This is a genomic window from Janibacter limosus NBRC 16128, from assembly GCF_001570985.1.
Taxonomy (GTDB): Bacteria; Actinomycetota; Actinomycetes; order Actinomycetales; family Dermatophilaceae; genus Janibacter; species Janibacter limosus.
The window spans coordinates 1-19,999 of the sequence record NZ_BCSS01000026.1; the positions used below are offsets into that span (position 1 = coordinate 1).

The following is a 19,999-nucleotide window of genomic DNA, read 5'->3' on the forward strand; positions in this document are numbered from 1 at the left end:
CGCCGTGCCGGGCGTGCGGCCTGCGGCCGTTCCGGGCGCGGCGGCGGACCTCGACCCCACCGGCACAACAAAGGGAGCGACGGCCAGGACCTCATCCCGAGCGTCGCTCCCTTCGCCAAGACGGCTACGTCACTGCCGTCGCGTGGCACCTAAAGTGGCGGCATGCGCGTCCAACTCCTCTACTTCGATGGCTGCCCGCACTGGGAGCTGGCCGACGGCCGCCTCGGTGAGGCGCTTGAAGCCCTGGGCGTCCACGTCGACGTAGAGAAGATCCTGGTGACCACACCGGAGCAAGCTGACGAGTGGAGCTTTCGCGGCTCGCCGTCGATCCTTGTCGACGGTCAGGACCGCTTCGCCGAACCAGACGCGCCAGTGGGACTCTCGTGCCGGCTGTATCGGACACCAGACGGTGTGCAGGGTTCTCCCACAGTGGACCAGTTAGTCCAGGTCCTGTCCGGGACATAGCGCCACCGAAAGGTCGACGGAACTGCAACCCAGATCGCCCTGCCGGCTCGCAGCAACGACGTGAGCACGGTGGGTGGTCCAGAAGTGCAGATGGGTGGACACGCAGCCGTGCGATCACGTCACCCTCACGCCTCCGACCCTCCGCTTCACTCTCCGCCCACCTCCGGACCACATCAAGGGCGCTCCGCGTCACTGCGTGATGGACTCCGTCCACCCTTGACCCGGCCACTCCGGCAGGCTCCTCTGCTCCGCTACAGGGTCGGCGGCTAGATCCGGCCAGCCCTCCACTTTCACCTCCACTTTGGTCCCGAGATCTCCCCAGCCAGCCCGAGCCGAAGCACCGAGCGCACGCCGAGAAGCCCGGAAAGCCGGGGGAGAAGCAGCCCAAGAGCATCAGGCCGAAAAGTGCCAGAGGGAAACAGGGGGTTGAGGGTTCAAGTCCCTTCGCCAGCTCTTCACGATGGCTGAGGTGCGAGGAGCGCCAGCGACGCAGCCTCGAAACCAACTGACGCGGCGCTGGCACGATGCGAGGGTGGCCGACTCTCTGTCTGAGCTTGCCCGCGACATCGACGCCACGTGTCACCTGACCGGCACCCTCAAGCTGCGCTGCGGCCGGATTGCTGGGGACTACTTCGACAAGCAACTCTTCGAGTCCGGCCCGCAGCTGCTGCGCCGGGTCGGCCGAGGCGCCGAGGTGGTCGGACGCCAGGTGGCGGTCGTCGAGGACATCGTCTCCACTGGGGCGCAGTTCGTGATGCCATGACGGCCCTGCGAGAGGCGGCTGCCACGGTCCACGCCGTCGTGCGTGGGCCATCGACCGCGGGCCCACTCCAAGCACCGCGCTGGCGGACCTGGATCTGACCACCCGGCATCTCTTCACTGAGCTGACATGGATCGCGCCCAGCCAACGCGGCGCCCGTCCACAAGCCTCTGGCTTCATCTGCAATTGTCCACGCCGGTGGCCTGCCTCGTGGCCCAATAGCGGCACGGCTCCATGTTCGTCGGAGAGGGGCGGGTTGCTGTCTAGTCCTCTTGTCTTGATCTGTCGACCTGACTGGACATGTCGTGATGAGGCGCAGGGACGTACTCAAGGCGCTGCGCGCGCAAGCGAAGCGACAAGGTGTCGAACTGGTGACCCGTGAGGGCGGTAGCCACACCAAGGTGAGCATCGGCGTGCGGACGACGGTGAGTCCTCGCCACAGCGAGATCAACGAGCGCACGGCGAGAGCGGTCCTGAAGCAGATGGGAGTCGGACAGTGAAGGTGACCGCGCAGGTCGTGCGCTCCGGGGGCTGGTGGGCGGTTCACGTCCCCGTGGTGCCCGGCGTCTTCACCCAGGGGAAGCCTCTGGATCAGGCAGCGGCCATGGCCGCAGATGCCGTGGCGACCATGACCGGTATCGATGCCGGCGATGTGGAGGTGACCTTGCGAGCGACTCTTCGTCCGGACGTCCAAAAGGACGTCGACGAGGCGATCCGTCTTCGTCGTGAGTCCGAGCTCCTGCGTGAGTCCGCGACCCGTCAGCTGTCTCGAGCCGTGGCCGACGTCCTGGATGAGGGGCTGACGGTGCGGGATGCCGCCACTCTGCTGGAGATCTCACCCCAACGTGTGTCGCAGGGCGCCCGCGCCTGACCGGACTCAGCCCTGGTTGGCCAGCCACGCGTTGATCGAGTCCTTCAGCGGCTGCTCCTGCTCACCCACGAGCACGACGCCGCCGGTCGCGGACGAGGAGGTGGCGGTGACCCCCTTCGTCGGGCTGCCGGCACCGATGATCACGTCGACCTCGCCGCGGTCCACCGCGGCCGCCAGCGCTTCCAGCTCGCCGACCTGCCAGCTCGGGTGGGCGTCGATGGAGTCGGCGTAGCCGGTGATCATGTCCGCGGCCGGACCCGTCACGTCGCCGCTGTCAGCGGGGACGGTCAGAGGTGGGTTGTTGACGACGCCGACATTGAGGATCCCCGTGCTCTCGGCGCGGGACAGGGCCGAGCCGGGATCCGAGCAGGCGGTCGCCACGAGGAGGAGTGGCAGCAGTGCCAGTGCGAGGAGTCGACGCATGGCCCCCATGATGCCTGCCTACGATGGGCAGGGGCCGTCGCGGTCCCCGTCTCGTCGAGAGGTCCCCTTGCATGCGCGCTCCGACCCGTGAATGGCTCGCCAGGCACAGCCACGTCCATGGGGACTTCGACGCCGCAGACCTCGTCGAGCGTCTCGAGGCGAAGGGGGAGCGGGTCACCGTCGTCATCCCGGCCCGCAACGAGGCCGCGACCGTCGGGGACGTCGTCAGCGGCCTGCGCCGCGAGCTCGTCGAGCGGGTGCCGCTCGTCAGTGAGCTCGTCGTCGTCGACTCCGACTCCAGTGATGACACGTCGGCCATCGCCGCTGACGCGGGTGCCACGGTCCACCGGTCCGACGAGATCGCACCGCACCTCGGCAGCCACCCCGGCAAGGGGGAGGCGCTGTGGAAGTCCCTCTTCGTCACCTCGGGCGAGCTGCTCGTCTTCGTCGATGCCGACCTCACCGAGTGGGGGCCGCACTTCGTCACCGGCCTCGTCGGCGCGCTGACCGTCGACCCCGCCACGGTGCTCGTCAAGGGCTGGTACGACCGCGTCCTCGATGTGCCCGGCCAGTCCCCGAGCACCGAAGGCGGCCGGGTCACCGAGCTCGTCGCGCGCCCGGTGCTCGACCTGTGGTGGCCTGACCTGGCGGGCGTCGTCCAGCCGCTCGCCGGCGAGTGGGCGGCCCGGCGGGCCCTCATGGAGTCGCTCACCGTGCCCACCGGCTACGGCGTCGAGATCGCCTCCCTCATCGACACCCACCGCAGGCTCGGGCTCGGGGCGATCGCCCAGGTCGACCTCGGTGCCCGAGCCCACCACCACCAAAAGGACCACGACCTCGCGGTCATGGCCGCGGAGCTGCTCGCCGTCGTGTACGCCCGCCGGGACGGCGAGCCGCAGGACCTCGACGTCGTCGCCGACGAGCTGCAGCAGTTCACCCGTGACGGCGGCTGGCGCACCCGGCCGGTCCCGCTCGTCCAGCGGCCCCCGGCCATGACCCAGACCGGCTACTCCGAGGGAGTCTCATGAGGCTCGGCCGACACGCCTTCGCCGACGACGCCAGGCTCGTCATGGCGATCGTCAACCGCACGCCCGACTCGTTCTACGACAAGGGAGCGACCTTCGCCGAGGACAAGGCGATGGAGCGCGTCGACCTCGTCGTCGAGCAGGGCGCGGACATCGTCGACATCGGTGGCGTCAAGGCAGCCCCCGGGGGCGAGGTCGACATCGCCGAGGAGATCGACCGCGTCGTCGGGCTCGTCGCTCGCGTGCGCGCGGCCCACCCGCAGCTCGTCATCTCCGTCGACACGTGGCGGGCGGAGGTCGGCGAAGCCGTCTGTGCCGCAGGCGCGGACGTGCTCAACGACGCCTGGGGTGGCGCTGACCCGACGCTCGTCGACGTGGCGGCCCGGCACGACGTGGCCATCATCTGCACGCACACCGGTGGCGTGGAGCCGCGCACCCGCCCCTTCCGCACCGGCTTCGAGCGGGACATCATGACCGAGGTCCTCGACGGCGTCCTCGGGTACGCCGAGCGGGCGCTCACGGCCGGCATCGCGCGGGAGTCGATCGTCATCGACCCGGCCCACGACTTCGGCAAGAACACCCACCACACCCTCGAGGTCACCCGCCGCCTCGACGAGATGGTCGACACCGGTTGGCCGGTGCTGGTCTCCCTGTCCAACAAGGACTTCGTCGGCGAGACCCTCGACAAGCCCGTCGACCAGCGACTCATCGGCACCCTCGCCACGACCGCCGTGTCCGCGTGGCTCGGGGCGCGGATCTACCGGGTGCACGAGGTCGACGAGACGCGGCAGGTCCTCGACATGGTGGCCACGCTGCGCGGCGAACGTCCGCCGGCCCGCACGATCCGAGGTCTGGCATGAGTGTGATCGCCGCTGTCGTCGTCCCGGCTGCCCCGGCACTCCTGCCCGGGATCGGGGGTGCCGACGACCCGCTGGGCGACCTGCGTGAGCGGGCCCGCCAGCTCGTCGCTGACACCAGCGCCGTGACGAAGGGGGGCGCCCGAGTCGTCGTGATCGGCGCGGGGCAATCGACCCGGACCTGGCCGACGGATGCGCCATCCGGCGCTGCCCGATTCACCACGGGGGTCGTCCCGGAGGGTGGTCTGCCCGCGGACGTCGAGATCGGTCGGATGTTCGCCCCCTCTGGAGGGGGCGAACTGGTCCTGCACTCGATCGCGGCCGACGCGACGCCGCAGGAGTGCGCCCGGCTGGGTCACGAGCTGCGTGACGGCCCCTCGACGCTGCTCGTGTGCGTTGCCGACGGTCCCGCGACGCTCACCGACAAGGCGCCGGGACACCTGCAGCCGGACGCCACCCCCTTCGCGCTGGAGCTGGCTGACGCGCTGGCAGCAGGGGACACCCCGGCGCTCGCGGCGCTCGACCCCGCGACCTGTGACCGGCTGTGGATGCGCGGCCGACCGGCGCTGCAGGTGCTCGCGGCCGCGGCACCGGGTCTGCGGGGCGATCTCGTGTCCGAGGAGGCCCCCTTCGGCGTGCAGTACCTCCTGGCCCGCTGGACCTGACTCGGGTCAGCGCCGCTTGGTCACCCGCTCCAAGGCCAGGGCCGCCTGCTCGGGCGTCGCACCCAGGGTGGCGGCGCGCGCGAGGTAGGACTCAGCGGCATCCTCGAGGAGCGTGACCGCGGCTGGGCTCGCCGACTCCGGCCGTGGTGCGACGCGGGTGCCTGCGCCGCGGCGTGTCGTGACGAGCCCGGACCCCTCGAGCTCCTTGTACGCCCGGGCGACGGTGCCTGCGGCCAGACCGAGATCGCTCGCGAGCTGCCGGACCGAAGGGAGCCGGTCGCCCGGCTGCAGCTGTCCCGTCTCGATGAATGTCGTCAGCTGGCGACGCACCTGCTCATAGGGCGGGGTCGGGTCGACGAGGTCGATCGTCACGGCCGTGCTCACAGCGGCACCCCCACGGCGGTGGCGTCACCGCGCGACGGTGGCGGGATGTCGTCGACCTTCACCCCGGGCCCGGTGCACAACCCCGCACAGGCGGCGATGCCGAGGATGCCCGCCGCGACCGCGCCCAGGAGCGAAAGCTGGGCGAGGAGTCCGTACCCGCCGGGGGCGCAGTCGGAGGCACGGGCGCCCAGTGTCATGAGGAGCAGCACCGGCACGAGCGTCACGCACGCCACGAGGGTGAGCGTCTGCAGGACGCCGGCGATCGACCAGCGGCGCAGCGCGGTGTCGACCTCGGTGCTCTCGGCGGCCGGGCTCGGTCGGCGGGCGATGACCCCGCACGCGATCACGGCGAGCACGACGCTGACGATGGTCGCGAACGCGATGGGCACTCCGTAGTGGCTCCCCGGCCATGGGGTGCGGGTGAGGGTCGCTCCGTCGCACACCACGCTGATCGCCCGCCCCGCGCGGCCCAGGTCGTCGGGACTGCCGTACAGCGTGCCGATGCCGAGGGTCGCGGCGAGCCCGGCGAGCGCCGCCGCGGCGGACGTGAGCCATCCCCACGGCACGAGGTCGCCGACGCGGCGCGGTCGCAGGACGGCGCTGCGGGTGATCGTCATCGGTCGACGGAAGGTCGCCTCGCCCACGCCGATGACCGCGACGACCAGAGTCCCCGCCAGTGCCGGGACGACCGCCGGGGCGGCGTCCGTCCCGCCGACCCCCAGCGTCGGGATGGCCAGGCAGGCCACGACGGCCAGCGCCAGGGACGCGAGGCGCCAGGTGCGGGCTCGGCGCGCGTAGCTCAGGAGGTCGACGTGCTCGTTGATGCCGACGGTCGAGGTGCGTCGACGGGTGAGCAGGGCGGCGACGACGGCCACGAGCAACCCGACGGACAGGACGAAGGGGAGGATGAGGGCCGTGCTCATGGCTGCACCTATGTGTCAGATGGTTGGGACAAGTGAAGCGTCCTCCTGGCCGCCGGTTGTGTCAAGGTGGCGACACAAAAGATCAGAGCTCGAGCTTGAAGCCCTCGTGGGTGGCCTCGTAGCCCAGTCGCTCGTAGAAGCGGTGCGCATCGCCTCGACGCTTGTCGCTCGTCAGCTGCACGAGCGTCACCCCGCGCGAACGGCCCTGCCCGTGGGCCCACTCCATGAGCGCCGCGCCCAGGCCGCTGCCGCGCGTGCGCGAGTGGACGCGCACCCCCTCGACGATCAGGCGCTTCGCGCCCCCGCGTGACAGGCCGGGGACGAAGGTGAGTTGCAGGGTGCCGGCGGCAGCGCCCCCTTCGTCCCGGACGATCGCCAAGAGCTGCTGCGGGTCGGCGTCGACCTCGTCGAAGGCGGCGAGGTACGGGGCGAGGTCGACGCCTTCGCGGCCCGCCCCGATCTCGTCGTCGCGCAGCAGGCCCACGATGTCCCGCACGTCATCACGGGTGGCGCGGACGACCGTGTACTCACCACCCTCGGTGGCGAGGCGCTGGGCGCCGCCGGACGGGGTGCTCACAGCGGCTGCCGGGTGTCGCAGTCGATGTACGTGAAGGTCTTGCCGCCCGGGGCGTAGCTCCGGCACGGGGCGGCGTTGTTGGGACGGGTGCTGGCGGGGGGTGGCGGCGCTGGGGTGCTCGTCGATCGCGGCGGCGGGGGTGGCGTGTATGTCGACGAAGGGGGCGGTGGCGTCGTGCGGGCCGGAGGGGGTGGTGCCTGGGTCCGCGACGGGGCTGGCGTTGGCGTGGTGAGTGGGGTCGTGGTGGTCACCGTGGCAGTCGGCGCGGGCTTCGGTTTCGGCTTGCGCGAGGGCTTGGGCGCCCTGGAGTGGTCAGGGGTCGAGGTCCGCGTCTTCGGACGCCGTGGCTTCGTCGTCTTCTTCGCTGTCGACGTGGCCGGCCTGTGGAAGACGCTTTTGAGGTGCGTCATGGCCTCGGCCCGGCTGGAGGGACCCAAGGCCCGAGCGGCAAAGCTGTCGGGGTCGTCGAGCAGGATGAGCAGGGCCGCGGCCTCTCCACGCGCGGTCGTCATGTCGCCTGCCGCGGTCGCAGCGTCCACCCGCTCGGTCCGGGCGGCGACGGCGCACTCCTGTGAGGGATCGAAGAATCCCCGCTTGCTGGCCGATGCTTCTGCGAAGGCCTCGTCGATGTCGTCTTTGTACCTCTCATTGGGGTCGATGTGCATCGGGACGGCCAAGCCGTTGCGAACGATGTCAGCGTTGACGAGGCCGTCGCTGAACACTCCACGTAGCTGGCGCCCATATGAGTCGTCGTGGTCGCGGTCCCACATGAGTCGGACGCCCGACCCGACCGGGATCCGCTCCTGCACATAGCGTTTCGCCTCGGGCGCGAGACACTCGGCGTCTTTCGTCTTGCCGCCCATCTCGGGGGTGTCGATGTTGAGCAAGCGCACGCGGTGCTCCGCGCCGTCATAGCGCACGTCGATGGTGTCGCCGTCGACGATCTTGACCACCGTCGCCTGGTCGCCTGCCGTGACTCCGATCACGACGAGCCCGGACACGCCTGCGACGCCGACGGCGGCGGTCGCGACCGACGCGGTGATGACACTCGTGAGGCTGGGCATGGCCGAAAGATAGCGCGCCACCCAGGGCAGCGGGCCGGGGGTATGGAGTCGTCGGTCCGTTGCGCGGAACGAGGATTGTCTGTTCCCTGCAGCGATTCGTATCATCTATCCAGTGACCGGGACCGTCCAGCTGCACAACATCGGACGCCGCCGCGCCTATGCCATCTGGGGCATGGGACTGGCGGTCTATGTCCTCGCCGTCTTCCACCGCACCTCGCTGGGCGTCGCGGGACTCCTCGCCGCCGACCGGTTCGGCATCAACGCCAGCCAGCTGGCCACCTTCACCGTGCTGCAGCTGGCCGTCTACGCGGGCATGCAGGTCCCCGTCGGGGTGCTCCTCGACCGCTTCGGCTCCAAGGCCCTCATCGCCAGCGGCCTGGTCTGCATGACGGCGGGCCAGCTGTGGTTCTCCTACGCCGAGAGCTTCCAGAGCGGTCTCGCGGCCCGCGCTCTCATCGGTGCCGGCGACGCGATGGTCTTCACCTCGCTGCTGCGACTGGTCGCCCTGTGGTTCCTCGTGCGTCAGGCGCCGGTCATCACCCAGGTCACCGGGATGATCGGGCAGATGGGCGCGGTCGCCGCGGCCGTCCCGCTGAGCGCGGCCCTGCACAGCTGGGGCTGGACCCGCACCTACACGATCGCCGCCTCGCTGGGCCTCTTCCTGCTCATCGGCGTGGTCCTGCTCATCAAGGACTCGCCCTACGAGAGGGGCGCCGTCGAGCGGATCAAGATCCGCGCCCTTCGCGAGAGCCTCACCGAGGTCTGGCGCGACCCGGGCACCCGGCTGGGCCTCTCGGTGCACTTCACCGCCCAGTTCGCGCCGACCGTCTTCGCGCTCCTGTGGGGCTACCCCTTCCTCGTCTCGGGGCAGGGGCTGAGCCCGACACAGGCGTCCACACTGCTCACCCTGATGACCTTCGTCGCGCTCATCGCCGGGCCGACCATCGGTCGATGGACCGGCCGCCACCCCTACTACCGCTCCGTCATGGCGCTGAGTGTCGTCGGCGCGATCGCCCTCGTCTGGGCGATCGTGCTGGTCATGCCGGGCCCGTCCCCGCTGTGGCTGCTCGTCATCCTCGTCGCGGTCACCGCGGTCGGTGGCCCGGGCTCGATGATCGCCTTCGACCTGGCCCGCAGCTTCCACCGCAGCGAGCGCTACGGGCGGGCGTCCGGTGTGGTCAACATGGGTGGCTTCGTCGCGTCGCTGGTGACGATGGCCCTCATCGGCCTCGTCCTCGACCGACTGGCACCCGGCGGCCCGGAGACCTACACGCTCAATGACTTCCGGATCGCGATGAGCGTGCAGTTCCTCATGTGGGGCTTCGGCGCGTGGATGATCCTGCGCTACCGCCAGCGCAGCCTCGAGCGGGTGTCGCGCAGCCCCGGTGCCATGGAGGCGCTGCGTGACGGCGACGCGCTGCTGCCCGGGATCTCCCGGGACCACGAGGACTGACGGAGGGGGTCAGAGGCCAGCGAGCAGGTGGCGCGAGATCACCAGTCGCTGGATCTGGTTGGTCCCCTCGAAGATCTGCGTCACCTTGGCCTCACGGAAGTAGCGCTCCACCGGGAAGTCCTGCGTGTACCCCGCGCCGCCGAGCACCTGGATCGCGTCGGTCGTCACCTGCATGGAGGCGTCGGTCGCGATGAGCTTGGCGACCGCGGCCTCCTTGCCATAGGGGCGGCCCGCGTCCCGCAGCCGGGCAGCGTGGAGATAGGTCGCCCTGGCGCTGGTGACCGCAGCCTCCATGTCGGCCAGTAGGAAGGCCAGGCCCTGGTTGCTCGCGATCGTCCGGCCGAACTGCTCACGTTCGTTGGCGTACTTCGCCGCGACATCGAGCGCGGCCTGGGCCAGCCCGGTGGCGACGGCGGCGATGCCCAGACGACCAGCGTCGAGGCCCGCGAGAGCCATCGGCACGCCACGCCCCAGGTCTCCGATCTGCCGGTCTCCGGAGACGGCCACGTCGTCGTAGATCACCTCACGCACGGTGTCCCCGTGCAGGCCCATCTTCTTCTCCGGTGCGCCGTAGGAGAGTCCCGCAGTGTTGCCCGGCACGACGAAGCAGCTGACCCCACGGCCGCCGTCATCGCTGGTCCGGGCGAAGGTCGTGTAGTAGTCGGCGTGGCCGGCGTGCGAGATCCATGCCTTGCGACCCCGGATGCGCCAGCCCTCGCCGTCCTGCGTCGCGCGGGTGGTCATCGCCGCGATGTCCGAGCCGGCCAGCGGCTCGGAGAGGGCATAGGCGCCGAGCGTCTCCCCGGACAGCATGTCCGGCAGCAGCGCCTCCTGCTGCTCGGGCGTGCCGAAGGTGTGCACGGCGTAGGCCGTGAGGGAGTGCACCGAGACACCGACCCCGACAGCTCCCCATGCGGAGGCGATCTCCTCGACGACCTGCAGGTAGACCTCGTAGGGCTGGCCTCCCCCGCCGAGCTCCTCCGGGTAGGGCAGCGACAGCAGACCGGCGCGGCCGAGGGTGCGGAAGACCTCGCGGGGGAAGACCTCCTCCGTCGCGGCGCGCGCCTCGACCTCGTCGACCTGCGGTCGCAGGGACTTGTCGCAGATCGATCGGGTGAGCTCGATGAGGTCGTCGCCGATCTCGGTGGGCATGAGCCTGGTTGCTGGCATGCCGAGCACTCTACGAGCCCGACGGGGCGCGCGTCATGACCCTCGGGAAGAGCTGTCGGATGAGGGACCGGTGAGGACTGCGTGAGGGTTTCTTCAAAAAGGCCGATCTGCATGGTGATTCGCAGGGGAAGTGGGTAGGACTAGGGGCATGAAGACCTCACGCAGCGCCCTCCTCGCCCTCATGTCCGCAGCCCTGCTCGGGCTGACCGCCTGCGGCAACGCCGACGACCCGGCCGGCCCCGCAGAGTCCCGCACCCAACGCTCCGGCGACACACCGTCCGCGTCGTCGACCGCCTCGTCCGGCTCCTCCACCCCGTCGGGCTCCGCGTCCAGCACGTCGACGACGTCCTCCGCCAGCCCGGCCAGCGACCCGGTGCTGGCTGCCATCGCCGCCGCGGAGAAGGAGGGCGGAGGCACCGCCTACGAGGTCGACGACCAGGACGACGACGGCGCCTGGGAGATCGACGTCGCGAAGGGGGCCAAGAGCGTCGAGGTCGATGTCGCCAAGGACGGCACGGCGACCGCCGGTGACGAGGACGACCTCGATGACGACGACCGCGCCGGCCTCAAGGCGGCCAAGATCGACCTTCCGCAGGCCATCGAGGCTGCGCTGGAGAAGGTCGACGGCACCTTTGACGAGGCAGAGCTCGAGGAGGAGGGCGGCACGCACTTCTGGAAGATCAGCATCGACGTCTCCGGTGACGACACCGACGTCCTCGTCGACGTCACCACGGGCAAGGCCACCCTCGAGCAGGACGACTGACCCGCACCTACGGTGGAGGGGTGAGACCTCCCTTCGCCATCCGCACCGCCGCGACCACCACAGCGATCACGCTGGCGCTCGCCGCCTGCACCGCGACCCCGGACGAAGGGGAGGGCACGGCCACGTCGTCCTCCCCGTCGTCGTCAGCCAGCTCGTCGTCGACCACGAGCACGGCCACCGTCTCGGGGGCGCCCGCCGCGCTGACCACGGCCGTGGCCAAGAAGTACGGGGACCACGAGCTGGACGGGACGGCGAAGCTCGGCACGTGGCGCGGGGCCAAGGTCGCCGTCGTCACCGCCGACGATGACGTCACCCTCGCCGTGCGACCCAAGGGCAAGACTGCGTGGAAGGTCGTCGGTGGCTGGTGGCCCAGCCTCGGCAGCGCAGGCAAGGTCGATCTCGGGGGCAGCCGCCACGTCCTCGTCCTCGGCTCCGATGCCCGTCCCGGTGAGGACGTGGAGCGCTCCCGGGCCGACGCGATCCAGCTGCTCGGTGTCGACGGCTCGGGCGGCGCGGGGCTGATGGGCTTCGCCCGCGACCTGTGGGTGCCGATCCCCGGCCACGGCCACGGCAAGCTCAACTCCTCGATGGTCTTCGCCGGACCGGACGGCCAGGCCGCGTCGGTCGAGAGCATCAGCGGCATCGACGTCGACGGCTACGTCGTGACGAGCATGAAGGGCTTCTCCGCGATGGTCGACGAGCTCGGCGGGCTGGACTTCGTCGCGCCCAAGGCGCTCAACTCCCACCTCGACGGCGGCACGATCGGCAAGGGACGTCACCGTCTCTCCGGGGACAACGCCCTGGCCTGGGCCCGTGAGCGCAAGACGCTGCCCGGTGGCGACTTCGATCGCTCCCGCAACCAGGGCCTGCTCCTCGCGGCGGCCGCGGTGCAGGCCAAGGTCGCGGGGCCCAGCGTGGTGCCCAGGGCCCTCACGGTCATCGACAAGCACGCGAGCAGCGACCTGTCAGCGGAGGAGATGCTCCTCTTCAGCGCGTCCTTCTACCGGGTCAGCCCGACCAAGGTCGGCCACGCCGTGGCCAAGGGCCCGACGGGCATGCAGTCGGGACAGTCGATCGTGCGCCTCGACGGTGAGTCCACGGCGGCCTTCCGCGACTTCCGGGACGGCCGTCTCAGCTGACCCCGGCCGGGTGGACGCGCACCTGGCTCGCCTTGACCGACACCCACACACCGTCGCCGGGCCGCAGGGGGAGCGCCGCCAACGCTGCGGGCGTCACCTCAGCGCTCATGGCGAAGGGGGTCTCCAGCCAGACGCGCACCCGCCCGGCGTGCGCCTCGACCCGGGAGACCCGCCCCTGCCAGACATTGCGTGGTGACCCCTCCGGGTGGTCGCGGTGCAGCGAGACCGCGTCGGGCGCGAAGGTCACCCAGCAGGGCCCGGTCACCTCGTGCGGGCCGGTCGCGATCTCCGCGTGGGCGCCTCGCAGGGATGCCACCGCACCGCCCCCCGGCACGGCCTCCGCCCGCAGCAGGTTGACCCCTGCGAGCCCGGCCGTGAAGTCGCTGCGCGGGTGCTCGAGCACCTGACGGACCGGACCGTGCTCGACCCGCTCACCGAGCACGGTGAGCGTGTCGGTCGGGCCGTCGGCGACGGTGAGGACGTCGAGGACGTCGTGGGTGACGAGCAGGACGATCAGGTCCTCGCGCTCGTGGGTCACCCGAGAGAGCACCGCCCGCATCGCAGGGGTCGCCTCGACATCCAGAGCCGCGAGCGGCTCGTCCAGGAGCAGCGCGGCCGGCTCGGCCGCCAGCGCCCGAGCGAGGGCGACGCGCGCGGCCTGCCCGCCGGACAGCTGGGAGGGTCGGCGGTCGGCGAACTCGCTCATGCCCACGATGCCCAGCCAGTGGTCGGCGGCGGCGCGCGACCCCCTGCGCCCCAGGCCATGGCTCCGCGGCCCGAAGGCGACGTTGTCGCGCGCGCTCAGGTGGGGAAAGAGCTGCCCGGCCTGCGACATCAGGACCACGCCTCGCCGGTGCGGCGGCAGGTCGTCGAGCGGGCGTCCGTCGAGGACGACCCGGCTGGAGTCGGCCCGGGCCAGGCCGGCGACGATCGAGAGCAGTGAGGACTTGCCGGCGCCGTTGGGGCCGGTGATCGCGTGCCGGCCGGGGGAGAGGTCGAGATCGACGTCCAGGCTCCGCTCGGCCCATCGGGCACGCACCTGCAGGCTCATGCGGCGGCCCGCGTGGTGCGCGCGTAGACCGACCCGACGATCACCGTGGCGAGGACGACGAGCACGAGGGACAACGCGATCGCGGCGTCCGGGTCGACCTCGCGCTGCAGATAGATCTCGAGCGGGAGCGTGCGGGTACGACCCTGCGCGGACCCGGCGAAGGTGAGCGTCGCACCGAACTCCCCGAGTGCCCGGGCGAAGGCGAGCACCGATCCTGACAGCAGGCCGGGCGCCACGAGAGGCAGGGTGACGCGGGTCAGGCGCCGCCACGGACTGGCCCCGAGCGTGGCAGCCGCCTCCTCGTGGCGCTGGTCGAGCCCGCGGACGGCCCCCTCCAGCGACAGGACGAGGAAGGGGAGCGCGACGAAGGTCTGCGCGAGGACGACCGCGGTGGTCGAGTAGGAGATCGACAGGCCCGCCGCGACGAGGTGCTCACCGAGCAGACCGCGCCGACCAAAGGTGGTGAGCAGCGCCAGGCCACCGACGACCGGTGGCAGCACGAGGGGGACGAGCACGAGTGCCCGCAGGGCCGACTGCCCGCGCCAGCTGCCGCGGGCCAGGAGCAGGGCGAGCGGGGCGCCGAGGAGGATGCACAGCGCCGTCGCGATGACCGAGGTGCGCAGCGACAGCAGGAGCGCGGTCACCGAGGCCTCGGAGGTCAGCAGCGGCCAGAGGCTGCCGACGTCGACCGAGGAGATCAGCCCGAGGAGCGGGACGACGACGACGAGGATGGCCCCCGCCGCGGGGAGCCACAGCCAGAGCGGGGGTCTCACGGGGCGCCGAAGCCCTGGGCCTCGAGGACCTGCTGCCCCTCCGGGCCGGTGACGTAGTCGACGAAGGCCTGCGCGTCGTCCGTGGCGGCCGAGTCCTTGAGAGCAGCGATCGGGTAGGCGTTGACGACCTGGTCGGCGCCCGCGGTCTCGACGGTCGCGACCGTGTCCCCGGCTCCGGTCGCGTCCGTGACGTAGACGAGCCCGGCGTCGGCCTCGCCCGTGGTGACCTTGGTGAGCACATCGGTCACCTTGGACTCCTCACTCGCCGGGTCCAGGGTGACGCCCTGCTGGTCCATCAGCGTCTGGGTCGCGGCTCCGCACGGGACCTGCGGGGCGCAGACGACGACGGCCAGGTCGGACCTCTCGAGGTCCGCCAGGCCGGTGATCTTCTGCGGGTTGCCCGGCTCGGTGATGATCGTGAGGGTGTTGGTGGCAAAGGTCGCCGGCTCGCCCCGGACCGCGTCGGCGACCGTGTCCATGGTGGCCTCGTCGGCTGAGGCGAAGACGTCGAGCTGCGCACCGTTGGTGATCTGCGAGGCGAGGTCCGAGGAACCGGCGAACTGCAGCTCGACCTCGACGCCCTCGTGCTCGGCCTCGAAGGCGGGGGCGATCTCCTCGAAGGCCGTGGTGAGCGACGCTGCCGCCGCGACGCGCAGGGTGGTGGACCCGCCGTCGCCGGAGTCCGGGCCCGACCCGCAGGCGGACAGTGCCAGTGCGAGGGCGGTGACCGAGGTCGTCGCGAGGGCGCGCCTCATGTCGCGCTGCCCGGGGTGCCGATGACGACATTGGTGGACTTGATCGAGGCCACGGCGACGACGCCCGGCTCGAGGCCCAGCTCGTCGGCGGCCTCGCGGGACATCAGGGAGACCACGCGGAAGGGCCCCGCCTGCAGGCTCACCTGCGCCATGACCCCGTCGCGCAGGACCTCGGTGACGATGCCGCGCATCCGGTTGCGGGCGGACTCATCGGTGACGGGTCCGACTGGGGCCGGGTGGGCGATCTCCTGGGCGAGGCGGGCGAGATCGGCGCCGTCGACGAGGACGGGACCCGCCCCCTTCGTCGCGGCGAGGCGACCGCCATCGATCCAGCGCCGGACCGTGTCCGGGGAGACCGCGAGCAACTCCGCCGCGTCTGAAACTCGCATCTGCGCCATTTCAGAAGGCTAGCAGTCGCACCTGCGGCTCGCTCCGGCTCAAGCCTCGGGCAGGTCCTGCGGGCCGAAGGGGGTGGGCGCAGCGATCTTGGCCGTCACCGAGTCGCCGGACGAGCGCCCGGTGAGCCGACGGTGCACCCATGGTGCGGCGTAGGAGCGGGCCCAGCGTGCGGTCTCCGCGGCCTGCTGGCGGCGCGCGAGGGCGGGGGCCGTCTCCAGCGGGGTGCGCCACTCGGGATCGCTCACCGGCTGGGCCAGGGCGGTGAGCGCCTCCTGCGCCACCCTCCGGTGGCCCTCGGTGCTCAGGTGGATGCGGTCGGTCGCCCACAGTCGCCAGTCACGCAGGGCGCGCATGCCCCACAGGTTGAGCACGTGCGCGCCCTGGCGCTGGGCGATGGAGAAGACATTGGCCGAGTGCACCGCGTGCCGGGAGCGAAGGGAGGACAGCAGCCCCGCGTCGACCGGGTCCGCCGGCGTGGCCATGAGGACGTCGGCGCCCGTGGCGCGGACGCGCGCGACGGCCTGCTCGAGGCGGTCGGCAATCTCGTCGAGGTCGACGCGCGGGCGCAGGATGTCGTTGCCGCCACCGACGATCGAGACGAGGTCGGGTCCCGCGGCGAGGGCGGCATCGATCTGCGGGCCGATGACGTCGTCGAGCTTGCGGCCGCGGACGGCGAGGTTGGCGTAGTGGAACTCGCCCTGAGGGGCGTGGGTCGACAGCTCGGCGGCGAGCCGGTCGGCCCACCCGAGGTAGCGGCCCTCGGTGCGGGGGTCGGCGTCGGACATGCCTTCGGTGAAGGAGTCGCCGATCGCGATGTAGCGGCGCCAGGGGTGGACGGTCTCGGTCACGGGAGTCTCCAGTCGATGGGGTCGGCGCCCTGGCGGGTGAGCAGCTCGTTGGCGGCGCTGAAGGGGCGCGAGCCGAAGAACCCGTTGCGGGCGGACAGGGGTGAGGGGTGGGCGCTCTCGACGCGGGGGACGTCACCGAGAGCCGGGGCGAGGTCGCGGGCCTTGCGGCCCCAGAGGATCGCGACAAGCGGGCCGCCGCGCGAGGCGAGGACCTCGATCGCCTGGTCGGTCACGCTCTCCCACCCCTTGCCGCGGTGGCTGTCGGGGGCGCCGGGGCGGACGGTCAGGCAACGGTTGAGCAGCATGACGCCCTGCTGCGCCCACGGGGTGAGGTCGCCGTTGGTCGGGGTGGGCGCACCGATGTCGTCGACGAGCTCCCGGTGGATGTTGAGCAGGGACCGCGGCAGCGGGCGCACGTCGGGGGCCACGGCGAAGGACAGGCCGATCGCATGGCCCGGCGTGGGATAGGGGTCCTGCCCGACGACGAGGACCCGCACCTCGTCCACGGGGATGGTGAAGGCCCGCAGGACGTGCTCGCCCGCCGGCAGGTAGCCCCGCCCCTCGGCGACCTCCTGACGCAGGAAGTCGCCCATCGCGGCGATCGTGGGGGCCACCGGTTGGAGCGCCTGCGCCCACGACGGATGGACCAGATCGGTCAGGGGCTGGGTGGGCACCGGACCAACCTACGACGTGCTGTGGCGGGTCCTCTCCGGCCGGGGCCCCTAGAGTGCTCGATCGTGCATGGATTCGCTGATGACAACACCTCCCTGGCGGAGCTGGCCCAGATCGTCCTCGACTACTCCAAGGAGCGTCTGGAGCTCGACCCGGTGCCGCTCGATCGACCCCTGACGCCGACGCAGCTGCAGGAGCAGGCCGGGCAGACGATCACCGCCGAGGGCATGGGTGGGCACCGGGCGATGGATCTCTTCGCCGAGGTCCTCGCCCCCGCCTGCCTGTCCGTCGACCACCCGCGCTACCTCTCCTTCATCCCGTGTGCGCCCACCGAGGCGGCCGCGATGTTCGACCTGGTCGTCGGCGCGAGCTCGATCTACGCGGGGTCCTGGCTCGAGGGCTCCGGCGCCGTCTATGCGGAGAACCAGGCGCTGCGCTGGATCTCCGACCTCGTCGGCCTGCCCGAGTCGTCAGGCGGGGTCTTCGTCCCCGGTGGGACGATCGGCAACCTCTCGGCGCTCGTCGCGGCGCGTACCGAGGCCCGCCGCACGGCGTCCCCCGGGCAGCGACCCTTCCGCGTGGCGACCACGCGTGGCGCGCACTCGTCGATCCAGTCCGCCTGCGATGTCATGGACGCGGAGCTGACGACGGTCGAGCCCGACGACCGCGGGCGGCTGACGGGCGAACGACTGCGCGAGGTCCTCCTGGCCAATGGCCCGGAGACCTACTTCGCGGTCGTTGCGACAGCCGGCACGACCAACTTCGGCATCATCGACGACCTGACCTCCGTGGCCGAGGTCTGCCGCGAGCTCGGCATCTGGTTCCACGTCGACGGCGCCTACGGCGGCGCCGGCCTGGCCGCACCCTCGGTGCGCCACCTCTACGCCGGCATCGAGCACTGCGACTCCTTCATCGTCGACCCGCACAAGTGGCTCTTCGCCCCCTTCGACTGCTGCGCGCTGATCTACCGCGACCCCGCAGCGGCCCGCAACGCCCACACCCAGCGGGCCGGGTACCTCGACGTGCTCACCGAGACGCCGGACTGGAACCCCACCGACTACTCCGTGGGCCTGACCCGCCGGGCGCGCGGGCTGCCCTTCTGGTTCTCCCTCGCCACCCACGGCACGCAGGCCTACACCAAGGCCGTCGAGATGACCCTCGACGTCGCCGCCTTCGCCGAGGCCGAGATCCATCGGCGCGACGACCTCGAGCTCGTCGGGGAGCGCTTCCTGTCCGTCGTCGTCTTCCGGCGCAAGGGCTGGCAGGCTGCCGACTACGCCGCGTGGTCCGACCGGATCCTCGACGAGGAGTTCGCCTTCATCGTGCCCACCACCCACGAAGGCGAGACGCTGGCCCGCTTCGCGATCGTCAACCCGCAGACGACAACCCAGGACATCAGCGCGATCCTCGACTCGATGGGCTGAGCGAGCGTCGACACGCGTGGGCCCCCGGCGCCGGGCGGGGGCCCACGCGTCTGTCACTCGAAGACCAGGTTGCCCCGGCACAGGACGCCGGGCCGCTCGTCACCGAGCCTGGCCTTGAGCCCGTGGGAGACGAACTGGCCGTAGTTCTGCACGCCGTGACCGAGCCAGTCGTCGCCGTTCCCGTCCGGACCGGGTCCCTCGATCTCGTCGGGGGTGTCCTGCCCGGAGAAGACGCACAGCGAGCTCGCGTGCTGCGGTGCCGGGGTGACCTTGCCGTTGCCGGTGACTTCGCCGGCCGATGCCGCTCCCGCGCCAGCGGCGAGCATCCCCACTGCCATGACGCAGGTGATGAGTGTCTTTCCTGACCATTGTGGGCGGGCGGTGCGCCGAGCGGTCGCCGCTGTGACGGATGTGGCGAAGGGGGCGTGAGTGACTCCCTTCGTCGCACCTGTCCAGCCGACACGCCGGGGGAATGACAAGCATGTGATTACGCCGGTACAGTGCGACGCGTGAACCTCGCCAACCAGTCCAGCCAGCCGACCCCCTCGGTCCCGCTCACGGACCGCGACCGCGAGATCCTCGCCTTCGAGCGTCAGTGGTGGAAGTACGCCGGTTCCAAGGAGCAGGCCATCAAGGAGCTCTTCGACATGAGCTCCACGCGCTACTACCAAGTGCTCAACGGCCTGATCAACAACCCGGCCGCGCTCTCCGAGGACCCGATGCTCATCAAGCGGCTGCGCCGCCTGCGCGACCAGCGCCAGCGCACCCGCAGCGCCCGCCGCCTCGGCATCGAGGTCTGAGGCCGCACTGGCTCCTGATCACGGGTTGATCACGGAACGAGCAGGTGCCGAACCGAATGATCGGTGTCCACGTCTCTTCGCACGAGGGAGCCCGCAGGGTGGCTCCGGTGCGCAGGGGGTACCGGAGCCGCCCCGCGTCTTGGCATGGTGGACCCATGGTTGACATGGACTGGAGCACTCCCACCGGCCTCGCCGCGATCAAGGCCCACCTGACCGGGCGGATCGACGGCTGGCAGCAGCCGGTCGCCTGGGCGGTGGGCATCAGCTCGGCGACCAGCGACCCCAGCTGGCAGTGGCCGCACGTCAATGCGCCCGGTGGCAGCCACGGGCTGGCCGCCGCGATCCTCGCCACGGTGCTCCGGCACGACGGCTCGACCGGCACCCTCGCGGTGTCGCCGGGCCAGCTGGCCGCGGCCGTCGAGGGTCTGGCCCCTGCCGAGGCCTGCACCCAGCTCGAGCACGCCAACCTCGGTGTCTGGCGCGGGCTGCTCGCCGAGATCGAGGGCAACCCAGCGCGTGAGCTCGTCGCAGTCTTCGTCGCCGACCTCGACGATCCGCTCTCCTCGGATGCCGACGGCGAGATGCGGGCCACCTTCGAGGACCTCCACCCGCGGACCTGACGCGTTTGCACTCGACCACCGAGAGTGCCAATAATGGCGTTAGCACTCTCCCCGTGAGAGTGATAATCCTTGACCGGTCAGGTGAGGGGTGCGATCGCACGGTGACGTGAGCCGGGTG

General features: G+C 71.2%; 26 protein-coding genes. 13 read left to right on the forward strand and 13 right to left on the reverse strand.

Annotation, left to right across the window (positions count from 1 at the left end; genetic code table 11):
- The first annotated feature begins 162 nt into the window (after positions 1–162).
- The 4 genes from JLI01S_RS10595 to JLI01S_RS10610 all read left to right on the forward strand — a co-directional run bounded on the left by JLI01S_RS10595 (position 163) and on the right by JLI01S_RS10610 (position 2,096).
- On the forward strand, positions 163–465 hold the full coding sequence (locus tag JLI01S_RS10595; RefSeq protein ID WP_068264267.1) for a DF family (seleno)protein: 303 nt from the start codon (positions 163–165) through the stop codon (positions 463–465).
- A gap of 532 nt (positions 466–997) precedes the next feature.
- A complete protein-coding gene (locus JLI01S_RS10600; RefSeq protein ID WP_068264269.1) occupies positions 998–1,228 on the forward strand; it encodes a hypothetical protein in 231 nt (76 codons plus the stop codon).
- 305 nt (positions 1,229–1,533) lie between these two features.
- Positions 1,534–1,725 carry a type II toxin-antitoxin system HicA family toxin gene (locus JLI01S_RS17665; protein WP_068264365.1) on the forward strand — a complete coding sequence of 64 codons (192 nt, stop codon included), beginning with the start codon at positions 1,534–1,536 and terminating at the stop codon, positions 1,723–1,725.
- A 2-nt stretch (positions 1,726–1,727) separates the two neighbouring features.
- Entirely contained in the window at positions 1,728–2,096 is a 369-nt protein-coding gene (locus tag JLI01S_RS10610; RefSeq protein ID WP_218005500.1) for a hypothetical protein, read from the forward strand.
- Positions 2,097–2,102: 6 nt separating this feature from the next.
- Here JLI01S_RS10610 and JLI01S_RS10615 read toward each other — a convergent pair whose 3' ends face one another.
- Positions 2,103–2,519, reverse strand: a complete 417-nt coding sequence (locus JLI01S_RS10615; protein WP_157074916.1) for a transporter substrate-binding domain-containing protein — start codon at positions 2,517–2,519, stop codon at positions 2,103–2,105.
- A gap of 71 nt (positions 2,520–2,590) precedes the next feature.
- Here JLI01S_RS10615 and JLI01S_RS10620 point away from each other — a divergent pair, with 71 nt between their 5' ends.
- The 3 genes from JLI01S_RS10620 to JLI01S_RS10630 are packed head-to-tail and all read left to right on the forward strand — an operon-like array spanning position 2,591 to position 5,066.
- Positions 2,591–3,547 (forward strand): glucosyl-3-phosphoglycerate synthase, encoded by a 957-nt coding sequence (locus JLI01S_RS10620; protein WP_068264275.1) that lies wholly within the window; start codon positions 2,591–2,593, stop codon positions 3,545–3,547.
- Positions 3,544–4,404, forward strand: coding sequence for a dihydropteroate synthase (folP, locus tag JLI01S_RS10625; RefSeq protein WP_068264277.1), 861 nt, complete (start codon positions 3,544–3,546; stop codon positions 4,402–4,404). Before JLI01S_RS10620 ends, folP begins: the two co-directional genes overlap by 4 nt.
- Positions 4,401–5,066: a class III extradiol ring-cleavage dioxygenase family protein gene (locus JLI01S_RS10630; RefSeq protein ID WP_157074917.1), complete on the forward strand. Its 666-nt coding sequence runs from the start codon at positions 4,401–4,403 to the stop codon at positions 5,064–5,066. The genes folP and JLI01S_RS10630 overlap by 4 nt, the downstream gene beginning before the upstream one ends.
- Before the next feature lie 6 nt (positions 5,067–5,072).
- On the opposite strand, the gene JLI01S_RS10635 is transcribed toward JLI01S_RS10630, so the two are convergent.
- The 4 genes from JLI01S_RS10635 to JLI01S_RS10650 form a co-directional block, all read right to left on the reverse strand.
- On the reverse strand, positions 5,073–5,450 hold the full coding sequence (locus tag JLI01S_RS10635) for a GntR family transcriptional regulator (RefSeq protein WP_068264280.1): 378 nt from the start codon (positions 5,448–5,450) through the stop codon (positions 5,073–5,075).
- Positions 5,447–6,373 carry a hypothetical protein gene (locus JLI01S_RS10640; protein WP_068264282.1) on the reverse strand — a complete coding sequence of 309 codons (927 nt, stop codon included), beginning with the start codon at positions 6,371–6,373 and terminating at the stop codon, positions 5,447–5,449. The genes JLI01S_RS10635 and JLI01S_RS10640 overlap by 4 nt, the downstream gene beginning before the upstream one ends.
- Positions 6,374–6,455: 82 nt before the next feature.
- The gene (locus tag JLI01S_RS10645) at positions 6,456–6,950 is read right to left on the reverse strand and encodes a GNAT family N-acetyltransferase (protein ID WP_068264283.1); all 495 of its coding nucleotides are present in this window, start codon (positions 6,948–6,950) and stop codon (positions 6,456–6,458) included.
- Entirely contained in the window at positions 6,947–8,014 is a 1,068-nt protein-coding gene (locus JLI01S_RS10650; protein WP_169797317.1) for a thermonuclease family protein, read from the reverse strand. Before JLI01S_RS10650 ends, JLI01S_RS10645 begins: the two co-directional genes overlap by 4 nt.
- A gap of 112 nt (positions 8,015–8,126) precedes the next feature.
- Here JLI01S_RS10650 and JLI01S_RS10655 point away from each other — a divergent pair, with 112 nt between their 5' ends.
- Positions 8,127–9,467, forward strand: coding sequence for an MFS transporter (locus JLI01S_RS10655; protein WP_084349364.1), 1,341 nt, complete (start codon positions 8,127–8,129; stop codon positions 9,465–9,467).
- Between the two features lie 9 nt (positions 9,468–9,476).
- Here the strand turns inward: JLI01S_RS10655 and JLI01S_RS10660 are convergent, their stop codons facing one another.
- Positions 9,477–10,637 (reverse strand): acyl-CoA dehydrogenase family protein, encoded by a 1,161-nt coding sequence (locus JLI01S_RS10660; RefSeq protein WP_068264369.1) that lies wholly within the window; start codon positions 10,635–10,637, stop codon positions 9,477–9,479.
- Positions 10,638–10,785: 148 nt separating this feature from the next.
- Here JLI01S_RS10660 and JLI01S_RS10665 point away from each other — a divergent pair, with 148 nt between their 5' ends.
- On the forward strand, positions 10,786–11,400 hold the full coding sequence (locus JLI01S_RS10665; RefSeq protein ID WP_068264286.1) for a PepSY domain-containing protein: 615 nt from the start codon (positions 10,786–10,788) through the stop codon (positions 11,398–11,400).
- Between the two features lie 20 nt (positions 11,401–11,420).
- Entirely contained in the window at positions 11,421–12,539 is a 1,119-nt protein-coding gene (locus JLI01S_RS10675) for an LCP family protein (RefSeq protein WP_157074918.1), read from the forward strand.
- Here JLI01S_RS10675 and JLI01S_RS10680 read toward each other — a convergent pair.
- From JLI01S_RS10680 to JLI01S_RS10705, 6 genes are read right to left on the reverse strand one after another with little or no spacing between them, the layout of a single operon-like run.
- A complete protein-coding gene (locus JLI01S_RS10680) occupies positions 12,532–13,590 on the reverse strand; it encodes a sulfate/molybdate ABC transporter ATP-binding protein (protein ID WP_068264295.1) in 1,059 nt (352 codons plus the stop codon). The two genes, JLI01S_RS10675 and JLI01S_RS10680, sit on opposite strands and share 8 nt — an antisense overlap.
- Positions 13,587–14,363 (reverse strand): ABC transporter permease, encoded by a 777-nt coding sequence (locus JLI01S_RS10685; RefSeq protein ID WP_068264297.1) that lies wholly within the window; start codon positions 14,361–14,363, stop codon positions 13,587–13,589. The genes JLI01S_RS10680 and JLI01S_RS10685 overlap by 4 nt, the downstream gene beginning before the upstream one ends.
- The gene (modA, locus tag JLI01S_RS10690; protein ID WP_068264299.1) at positions 14,360–15,118 is read right to left on the reverse strand and encodes a molybdate ABC transporter substrate-binding protein; all 759 of its coding nucleotides are present in this window, start codon (positions 15,116–15,118) and stop codon (positions 14,360–14,362) included. The genes JLI01S_RS10685 and modA overlap by 4 nt, the downstream gene beginning before the upstream one ends.
- A complete protein-coding gene (locus JLI01S_RS10695) occupies positions 15,115–15,516 on the reverse strand; it encodes a TOBE domain-containing protein (RefSeq protein WP_068264300.1) in 402 nt (133 codons plus the stop codon). Before JLI01S_RS10695 ends, modA begins: the two co-directional genes overlap by 4 nt.
- 39 nt (positions 15,517–15,555) lie before the next feature.
- Entirely contained in the window at positions 15,556–16,365 is an 810-nt protein-coding gene (locus tag JLI01S_RS10700) for an SGNH/GDSL hydrolase family protein (protein WP_281177462.1), read from the reverse strand.
- Positions 16,362–17,039 (reverse strand): uracil-DNA glycosylase, encoded by a 678-nt coding sequence (locus tag JLI01S_RS10705; RefSeq protein ID WP_157074919.1) that lies wholly within the window; start codon positions 17,037–17,039, stop codon positions 16,362–16,364. The genes JLI01S_RS10700 and JLI01S_RS10705 overlap by 4 nt, the downstream gene beginning before the upstream one ends.
- 63 nt (positions 17,040–17,102) lie before the next feature.
- On the opposite strand from JLI01S_RS10705, the gene JLI01S_RS10710 reads away from it, so the two are divergent.
- Positions 17,103–18,461: a pyridoxal phosphate-dependent decarboxylase family protein gene (locus tag JLI01S_RS10710; protein WP_068264303.1), complete on the forward strand. Its 1,359-nt coding sequence runs from the start codon at positions 17,103–17,105 to the stop codon at positions 18,459–18,461.
- A gap of 53 nt (positions 18,462–18,514) precedes the next feature.
- Here JLI01S_RS10710 and JLI01S_RS10715 read toward each other — a convergent pair whose 3' ends face one another.
- Positions 18,515–18,799, reverse strand: coding sequence for a hypothetical protein (locus JLI01S_RS10715; RefSeq protein ID WP_068264305.1), 285 nt, complete (start codon positions 18,797–18,799; stop codon positions 18,515–18,517).
- 162 nt (positions 18,800–18,961) lie between these two features.
- Here JLI01S_RS10715 and JLI01S_RS10720 point away from each other — a divergent pair, with 162 nt between their 5' ends.
- Together JLI01S_RS10720 and JLI01S_RS10725 are read left to right on the forward strand one after the other, a co-directional pair.
- A complete protein-coding gene (locus JLI01S_RS10720; RefSeq protein WP_157074920.1) occupies positions 18,962–19,261 on the forward strand; it encodes a DUF3263 domain-containing protein in 300 nt (99 codons plus the stop codon).
- Positions 19,262–19,416: 155 nt separating this feature from the next.
- On the forward strand, positions 19,417–19,881 hold the full coding sequence (locus JLI01S_RS10725; RefSeq protein WP_068264309.1) for a hypothetical protein: 465 nt from the start codon (positions 19,417–19,419) through the stop codon (positions 19,879–19,881).
- Positions 19,882–19,999 lie beyond the last annotated feature (118 nt).

Coding starts and splice junctions, on each gene's coding strand:
- JLI01S_RS10595 (WP_068264267.1), top strand. CDS start 163: ATGCGCGTCCAACTCCTCTACTTCGATGGCTGCCCGCACTGGGAGCTG.
- JLI01S_RS17665 (WP_068264365.1), top strand. CDS start 1,534: ATGAGGCGCAGGGACGTACTCAAGGCGCTGCGCGCGCAAGCGAAGCGA.
- JLI01S_RS10615 (WP_157074916.1), bottom strand. CDS start 2,519: ATGCGTCGACTCCTCGCACTGGCACTGCTGCCACTCCTCCTCGTGGCG.
- JLI01S_RS10620 (WP_068264275.1), top strand. CDS start 2,591: ATGCGCGCTCCGACCCGTGAATGGCTCGCCAGGCACAGCCACGTCCAT.
- folP (WP_068264277.1), top strand. CDS start 3,544: ATGAGGCTCGGCCGACACGCCTTCGCCGACGACGCCAGGCTCGTCATG.
- JLI01S_RS10630 (WP_157074917.1), top strand. CDS start 4,401: ATGAGTGTGATCGCCGCTGTCGTCGTCCCGGCTGCCCCGGCACTCCTG.
- JLI01S_RS10640 (WP_068264282.1), bottom strand. CDS start 6,373: ATGAGCACGGCCCTCATCCTCCCCTTCGTCCTGTCCGTCGGGTTGCTC.
- JLI01S_RS10650 (WP_169797317.1), bottom strand. CDS start 8,014: ATGCCCAGCCTCACGAGTGTCATCACCGCGTCGGTCGCGACCGCCGCC.
- JLI01S_RS10660 (WP_068264369.1), bottom strand. CDS start 10,637: ATGCCAGCAACCAGGCTCATGCCCACCGAGATCGGCGACGACCTCATC.
- JLI01S_RS10665 (WP_068264286.1), top strand. CDS start 10,786: ATGAAGACCTCACGCAGCGCCCTCCTCGCCCTCATGTCCGCAGCCCTG.
- JLI01S_RS10680 (WP_068264295.1), bottom strand. CDS start 13,590: ATGAGCCTGCAGGTGCGTGCCCGATGGGCCGAGCGGAGCCTGGACGTC.
- modA (WP_068264299.1), bottom strand. CDS start 15,118: ATGAGGCGCGCCCTCGCGACGACCTCGGTCACCGCCCTCGCACTGGCA.
- JLI01S_RS10695 (WP_068264300.1), bottom strand. CDS start 15,516: ATGGCGCAGATGCGAGTTTCAGACGCGGCGGAGTTGCTCGCGGTCTCC.
- JLI01S_RS10715 (WP_068264305.1), bottom strand. CDS start 18,799: ATGGCAGTGGGGATGCTCGCCGCTGGCGCGGGAGCGGCATCGGCCGGC.
- JLI01S_RS10725 (WP_068264309.1), top strand. CDS start 19,417: ATGGTTGACATGGACTGGAGCACTCCCACCGGCCTCGCCGCGATCAAG.